Consider the following 4,405-nt stretch of genomic DNA (forward strand, 5'->3'; position numbering starts at 1 on the left):
CCTCTTCCTATAAGAATTTTTTAAAAAATTATGGAGGAGGAGAAATTGGAGGTGAAGAAATATTCAGTATTTATGAAATCTGTGCAGGTATTCCTGCTGGTGATATTGTTTACCGAAATTTGCTCGATAGAAGAGATGGCTTTACGGACCCCAAACAACTTGTTATCTGCACAACTGATTTTGGTGAAACCTTTTATTTTGATTATAAGCAGTTTCGCGATGGTGAATGCCCACTCTATCTCAAGTATACATCTGAAGATTCTGAATATTACGCAAGTAATTTTTATGAATTTCTCTGCAAAAGAATTAAAGAGTATGCAGGGGAAGATTCATGAAAACTTATACCTTAGATGATGTTATACAACTAGTTGATAAATAGAATAATTGCGATTTATTGCTTGTTATGAAAACATCTAAAAAGAGATTGATCATTATAAAGATTAGAAAAATCCCTTTTAATAGACCGTGTCAGTGTTGTCAGTTCTTTTTAGAGCCTATATTATTTTTTTAATGAGAGAAAATTAAAATCAATATATTTCAATAGGTTATAATTTTAATGATGCAACCTTTATTAAAAGACAACCCATAAATTCAATTCATAATATATATTTGTCAGTTATGTGTCAGTAAATTGAACTGACAAAATAGATTATTTTAGTGAGTGATTAAAACGTGCTTTATGAAAAGCATATGATCCTTTAAGCCTTTCAAAAGAAAGGGATTATAATCATAATAGATGCTATCAAGACCATTATGGTTATGAGTTTAGGGGGGTATGGGGGTTTTTGGGGGTCTTTTTACCCCCCACTTTATATATATTTTTTAATCCAAAATAAAAGTTATTATATTTCAATAAGTTAATCTTTCAAATAAACAACCCATATTACACACAACACGTAAATACAATCTGTAATATATATAAAAAGGATTTTTGAAGGTATTTTGAGGGTGTGAGAAACCTTCAAAACCTATAAGTAATATAAGAAAATGAATATACATAACTCTCTTTAAACAAAGCTATCATTTTAGATTACGGTATAACCTCTTAAAGGCAATGTAAAAAAATTTAATTCACTTTAGATAGGGTTTCTTAAAAGTCTTAAAGGCAATCCAAATAAAAGTATCTAAAAGTGCAAGTTTCTTCTTTTTAGAATAACGCATATAAGCACTCTTTTTAAAGATTGTATGTAATCAACTTAACAAGAGAGGTATAGATTATGGTTATAAGCTCTATACCCCTTGTGAATTTAGCATGCCTATCATGTGAACATGCTTTATAAGTTATTCAGTTTCTCTTAGTTCTAATTTTGGTAGGTTCTTAACGATTTTCATTGTCTCTAAACTTACGGTAATAACCCTCTGAAATAACTCTAGAGGGTAGGCAGGGTTGCCAATGGTTTCAACAGCATAACGATTGGCATCATTAACAATGCCACTCTTTTTATCAGTCTTTACGCATTGACGCCCCATAACCCATTCAAGAGCGGGTTTACCATTGACGATATACGCATAAGCTTCAAGAGGTATATCTGTTATTGTGATATTGTTATTATAAATAACAGTGGTTTTATCTTTCTCTTTACCTGCTTTTGCGAATTTCATTTCAGTCACATAATAGAATTTTTCGAGATTAGAGATTTCTGTCTGTTTTGGATTACCCTTTTTAAAGATCACGGGATAAGGCTCTACATCTTCATAGTTTACGTGCAAATGACCGAGTTCACGCCCAGCTGTTACAAACTTCCAAAAATCATCAGCACTCTTTACGCAAGGAATGCGAGGTAATTCTTTGCATAAATTATCAGCATAACGAGCACGGTAATCTTCTGAATGTAAAATCCCATAAACATAATAGAACAAATCATCTTTAGTGATAGTTTCATTAGGATAAGCGGCTTTAAAATGTTCTAGCCCCTCATCAGTAATAGCATTACGCCTCTGTAAACCAGCTGTTGTGTTTTTCTCCGTAGAATGCGTAAATAAATGGGATTGTTTCTCACTTTTACTTTTTGAAACCGTAGTATCTTCGTAAATATAGCGTGGAAAACATTGACCTTTTTCTATTGAATCTAAATTAGGCAAAGCTTTAGTCATCAATACAGAAAAGTCTTTCTTTGCTCCTATACCTGTAATTTGTATCACCTTATTATCAACCGCTTGTCTTATCGGGAATATACGCGGCATTTGATAAACTGCTTCATTAAAGACGCTATTGTAATAAAGCCATTGTTGTGTAAAAGGACGGTATAGGCTTTGAATAAGGCATTTATCTTCAAATTCGGAAAATTTACCTCTTAATAATTCTCTCTTAAGAGTACTGCTCCAACTAATCTTTCTTACATCGGAATTGACGAAATCATTCACGACCTTTGCACGTGCTGTACGATCAGCATGTGAATAGGTATTATTTAAACGTTTTACCTCATTATTATAGAAGGCAGTCATGTTATTCATATTTTTCTTTACAGATTCACGGCTTGAGTTATACGTCCAAGCATCACGATTGGTTGAAACACCAAGAGAATAAGTTTCAAAGAGCTTTTTATCATGCCCCTTTTTGACACCCATAGCTAAGAATGTTTTGAAACTGTCATCACGTTGATCAAGCCAATCACTGTACTTATCTGGTGTAATTATTTGCCAACCTTGTTTGCTCCGTGTAATACCATCAATGCTACCAAGAGACTCTATTATTATAAGCTTTTCTTTTCTCGTGAGATAATCTCCAATATCACGAAAATATATCTTACCACGCTGTTGTGCATTTGGATTTTTTACGAGAATGGAAATCGCTATAGGGGCTCGAGATCCAGAACCAAAAATTTTACCACCTTCTTTTCGAGAAAGTTCTCCAGAAGTTCGTTGGTTACCCCGTAAATGGAAAATATAAAGGCTGCTAAATTCTTCAACGAGGCATTTGCGTAAACCATCCATAGAATGTCCAGTAATAAAACCGGCATTTGTGACAAAGCCGATTACCCCAGCATTATCAATACGGTCACTAGCCCAGCGGATAGCGCGGATATAACTATCATATAACTTTTGCGTACTAGTTGCTTTCGATTTAGCTATATAAGTCTCACGAATACGATCATCTAATATGGGATAAGATATATTGGGATTATTATCGTTTTCATTCTTTTGTCCTACCGAATAAGGAGGGTTACCAAAGATAACTTTAATATCCAGTTTCTTTTGATGCTCTAAATATTCACTGTTTTCCTCTAGTAAACCTTTCATCAAATCTTGTTTTTCAAGCATCCGAAACGTATCAGCCAAACCAATATGCTTGAATGGGATATAATTCCCTTTCATCAGACTATGATAGGTCGATTCAATGTTAATCGCTGCTATGTAATAAGCCAGTAAAACAATCTCATTGGCATGAATATCATGACGGAATTTATATTCCATATCCTCTGGTTTGATGAGATTGGATTGTAATAGCCGTGTGATAAAGGTCCCTGTTCCAGTGAAAGGGTCAAGAATAGACACACCACGTGACCCCAAGCTTTTTCCAAACTCATTACGCAACACATCATCAACAGAATGAATGATAAAATCAACAACCTCAACGGGTGTATAAACAATCCCAAGCTTATCCGTGGTTTTCTTAAATGCCTTGGCAAAAAAACTTTCATAAAGTTTGATAATAAGATTCTGTTTTGCATGAGTTTCTGTAATACCTGCTGTACAGAATGTGACACTTTTGTAAAATTGATCAAGATCTTTGGTTTTTTCTTCAATGTTCGTTTTATCCAGTTCTCTTAAGATCTTGTCCATTGCTTGCGAAATGGCATTGTTCTGTACAAATTCATTACCGTCAAATAAAGCTTCAAACACGGGACGCGTGACAAGATGTTGCGCTAACATCTCAATCGCTTCCTCTTGCTTGATTTCACTGTTGACGTTGTTCTTTAATTCCTTATGGAATGCATCAAAGGCGTGAAAGGCTTCACTCTTTTCATCGGAAATCATATCTTTAAGATGATTGATATGGTTTTGAGCAATCTCAGCAACATTGTTCGCCCAAATGCCCCAATAATCCGTGATTTTAAAACTATCCAGAAAAATGGCTTTGACAAAATCAAAAAATTCAGAACGGCGGAATAGGTCTCCTTGTCCTCCAGATACCGATTGAGATTTGCTTTCTGCTGTTCCAATGACACGTCCAGAACTTTCTGTTTTGGATGGTATCGAGATCTCATCAACCGTTGTGGTAAGCTCTTTTAATTCATTGGCACGCTTAATCTCTATAATTTCAATCGTATGGCTGCTATCTTGTCCTAAAGACATCTGATTAATTGTCCGAGCAAGCCTTTCGTCATGAGAATGTAAAGCATGCAAAACTTGCCAAACAACACGGTATCTCTTATTGTTTTTTAAAGCCTTTTTGGCTTCTAAG

The 4,405-nt window shown here is 34.5% G+C and carries 2 protein-coding genes; one reads left to right on the plus strand and one right to left on the minus strand.

The genetic code is table 11. The features are described from left to right. On the plus strand, positions 1 to 335 hold a 335-nt coding region (locus ACFIKX_RS09470), incomplete at its 5' end, for an SMI1/KNR4 family protein (RefSeq protein ID WP_375661246.1). Positions 336 to 1,281: 946 nt separating this feature from the next. On the opposite strand, the gene ACFIKX_RS09475 is transcribed toward ACFIKX_RS09470, so the two are convergent. After that, on the minus strand, positions 1,282 to 4,405 hold a 3,124-nt coding region (locus tag ACFIKX_RS09475), incomplete at its 5' end, for a type ISP restriction/modification enzyme (protein WP_375661247.1).

Source organism: Bartonella sp. CM86QHHN, assembly GCF_042194695.1.
Taxonomy (GTDB): domain Bacteria; phylum Pseudomonadota; class Alphaproteobacteria; order Rhizobiales; family Rhizobiaceae; genus Bartonella.